Here is a 2,923-nt window from a genome sequence, read left to right on the forward strand (position 1 = left end):
AGCCGGAACGCTACCTGAGCACCTGGACCTACCCCACCCAGAAAGACGCTCTGCACCACGGCGCCCATCTGGCCATGACGTACCTGCAGCTGGACGACGGTCCCCTCGACCCCGTGGCGCTGGACCTGTTTACCGGTCAGGCGCACGCCCAGGTCATCGCCCGCTTCCTCGAACTACACCCGGAGACGACCCAGTTCGAGGTCGCCGAACTCGTCCCCCTGCGCGCCGACGAGTTCTGAGCGCCGACGAACCCCCTTGGCCGCGCCGGGGCGACCGGTCAGGCGTCAGCCGTCGTCAGCCAGGCGATCCACGCGCCATCGGGCGCCCGGCCCAGGTGAAGGTCAGGCGGGTGAGCGGCCATGCGAGCGCAGATCCGGCCGTGGGCGCCGTGGCGGGCGGGGCACAGCCGGGCTAGTTCGTCGGGTGTGAGCGCCGCGAGGTCGTCGGGAAGGTTCTGGCCGGCCTCGGTCGCGCGTGCCTGGGCGCCTCGGCGGCGTTCGACGGCGTCACGGTGCTCGGCGAGCAGGCGGACCCAGCGCAGGTCGCTGTCGTCCTGGTCGCCCGCGGAGGTGTAGAGGCACTGGCGCGCACCGTGCTCGTCGAACTCGTCGACGACGATCATGCCGATCGACTCCAGCATGCGGCACGAGGCCAGGTTGGCCTTCTGGGTGACCGCGACCAGCGGGCCACCGCCAGGGACGGCGTCCGTCCACCAGCTGACGGCCGCGGCGACGGCCTCCCTGCCCAGCCCTTCGCCCCAGGCGGAGGGGAGCAGCTGGTAGGAGATTTCGGCGCGGCCCTCGCACCTCTGGTCGGCGCCAATGGTCACCAGCCCGATCGGCCGCTGATCGGCGACGCGGACGACAGTCCACGCGCCGGCCGTCGTCGGGTAGGCGGCCTGCCAGGCGGCGACGCGCTCCTGCGTGACCAGACCGCCGAGGTGTGCGCGGACACGGTCGCCGGTCAGGAGCTCTTGTATGAGGAGTCCGTCTTCGTGGGTGACTGGCCGGAGAAGGAGGCGGTCGGTTCGCAGCTCGGTGGGCCAGACGTGGTCCAGGGTGGTGTTGGCGGAGTCCATCGGGGTCACCTTGGCAGGCTAGGGCGTCTACCCGGGCCAGGGCGAGCCTGCCCCGAGCTGGGCATCGCCGTGCGGGATTCGCCCGCTACAGTCACGCGGCAGGGGGCCGGAGCCACAGTCATTGGCTCCGGCCCCTGTATCTGGCGGCGAGAATCAGTCGGTGTCCTCGTGCGGCTCGAGCAGGGCGAAGTACGTCTCGCGCTGCTGCTCGGTCAGCTCGCCGTCGAGCGAGAGCGCCGACCGCAGGGCGCTCAGTGTGTCCGCCGCCGGCATGTTCCACGTCGTGTGGGCCTGGCGCTGGATCTCTCCGATGGTGGCGTACGCCTCGCCGGGGAAGCAGCGGATGTACCAGTCAAGCATCTTGCCCACCGACGGCGTCAGGTTGAGGTGCCACCACTGCGGGGATGCCTCGGCGTCCTTGTCGCCGTCCTCGGTGTCGGCGAACATCTCGACGGTCTCGGCGAAGTCGTGCAGCACCGCGGCCCGGACGGTGCGTCCGAGGTGTTCGGTGGGGACGATCTGGTCGAGGCCGGCGGCCACCGACCAGGCGAGTTCGCCCGCGATCTGGGTGACGGACTCCTTGTTGCGGTGGCGCAGCGCCCACCGCTTGCGGACGTCGGGCCGGTCGTACAGGGCGTGCTGGAAGTCGGCGGTGAACCGGTCGCGCACCTCGGCGGCGCCGGGCGAGAGGGCGTCGCGGTCACCGGCGGCCATCGCCTCCCCGACCCCGGTGTAGGAGCGCTTGCGGGCCTCCACCCAGTCGTCGGCCACCGCCCGGGCCCACTGGTCGCGGCCGCCGATGACGGCCTGCGGACGCGGGACCTCGCTGTTGCCGCGCGAGATGTAGGCGCGCAGCGTCGAGGCGGTGATGCCGCCGAGCTCCGCCATCTCCGGGGCGCCGATCAGCTGAGCCCCGGTCAGTTCGGGGCTTGAGACGTCGACCACGCACCGCTCCAGCGGCAGGGCGTCGTCCTGCTCCTGGTGGTGCTTCGCCCACAGCGCCAGGTGGTCGGGCCAGTTGTCCGGCCGCGCGGTCTCCGGGTCGAAGGTGGCCACCTTGCCGACGTACGCTTTGGCCGCATCGGCGCGGCCGTCGAGCAGGTCGACGGCGGTGACGGTGACAGCCATGCGGGCCTTGCGCCGCTCGTAGTCCTGCGCGACGGGATCCCAGACCTGGCCGGGCCGGAACCACGTCTCCCCGTTCCACCAGTAGCCGCCGGCGCGGAACAGCAGCGTCTCGCCGTCCCACTCGGTGTGCAAGCCGGAGGTCTCGCCGTCGTGTACGAGCAGCACGGTCCGGCCGTACTTGGGGTGGCAGCGCACCGCCCAGCCGAGCGCGTGGTTGAGCGGGTCGGTGGTGAAGGCCCGCCAGCTCTTGTCGGAGCGGTCCATGTCGAAGCGGCCCCACATGCCCGGGCCCCGGTTGCGGCCGATGGCCTCGATGGCCTCCGGACCCTCGTCGAGCGGGATGTGGGAGTCGTCGATGAAGGGCAGCCCTGGCACTGGGTGATCGGTGCGCAGGCCGTTGGCGAGCGGGAGAACGTGACTCAAGGCTGATTCCTCGTTTCACTTCGAGTGCTGCACATTTTGTGCAGCACTAGACCTGTCTCCCTTATACATGTGCGGCAACCCCCTTCGTGCAGCTACTTCTGGCCAACCTCACCGCCAGTCGTCCGGGATCCGCCTATAGAGGTGACCGGGTCAGGTAACTTCCTCCCTCCGACGATTCGTCGAAACGCGTCACGACAGGAAGGAAAGCCAGCCCGTGCTCGAGTACTTCGCCCATGACGAGCCCCGCCCCGCCCCGTTCAACGCCGACGATCTGAAGCCGGAGCACGCCAAGGC

At 70.5% G+C, this 2,923-nt stretch carries 2 protein-coding genes and 1 pseudogene; 1 reads left to right on the forward strand and 2 read right to left on the reverse strand.

Annotated elements, in window-relative coordinates:
- Positions 1 to 239: pseudogene (locus ABZ281_RS44540) on the forward strand (XRE family transcriptional regulator); the annotation flags it as partial.
- 38 nt (positions 240 to 277) lie between these two features.
- On the opposite strand, the gene ABZ281_RS44545 reads toward ABZ281_RS44540, so the two are convergent.
- Together ABZ281_RS44545 and ABZ281_RS44550 are read right to left on the reverse strand one after the other, a co-directional pair.
- Positions 278 to 1,078: a GNAT family N-acetyltransferase gene (locus ABZ281_RS44545; RefSeq protein WP_356664000.1), complete on the reverse strand. Its 801-nt coding sequence runs from the start codon at positions 1,076 to 1,078 to the stop codon at positions 278 to 280.
- A gap of 153 nt (positions 1,079 to 1,231) precedes the next feature.
- Positions 1,232 to 2,629 carry a hypothetical protein gene (locus ABZ281_RS44550; protein WP_356664002.1) on the reverse strand — a complete coding sequence of 466 codons (1,398 nt, stop codon included), beginning with the start codon at positions 2,627 to 2,629 and terminating at the stop codon, positions 1,232 to 1,234.
- Between the last annotated feature and the right edge of the window lie 294 nt (positions 2,630 to 2,923).

It is taken from the genome of Streptomyces sp. NPDC006265, from assembly GCF_040613555.1.
Lineage (GTDB): Bacteria > Actinomycetota > Actinomycetes > Streptomycetales > Streptomycetaceae > Streptomyces.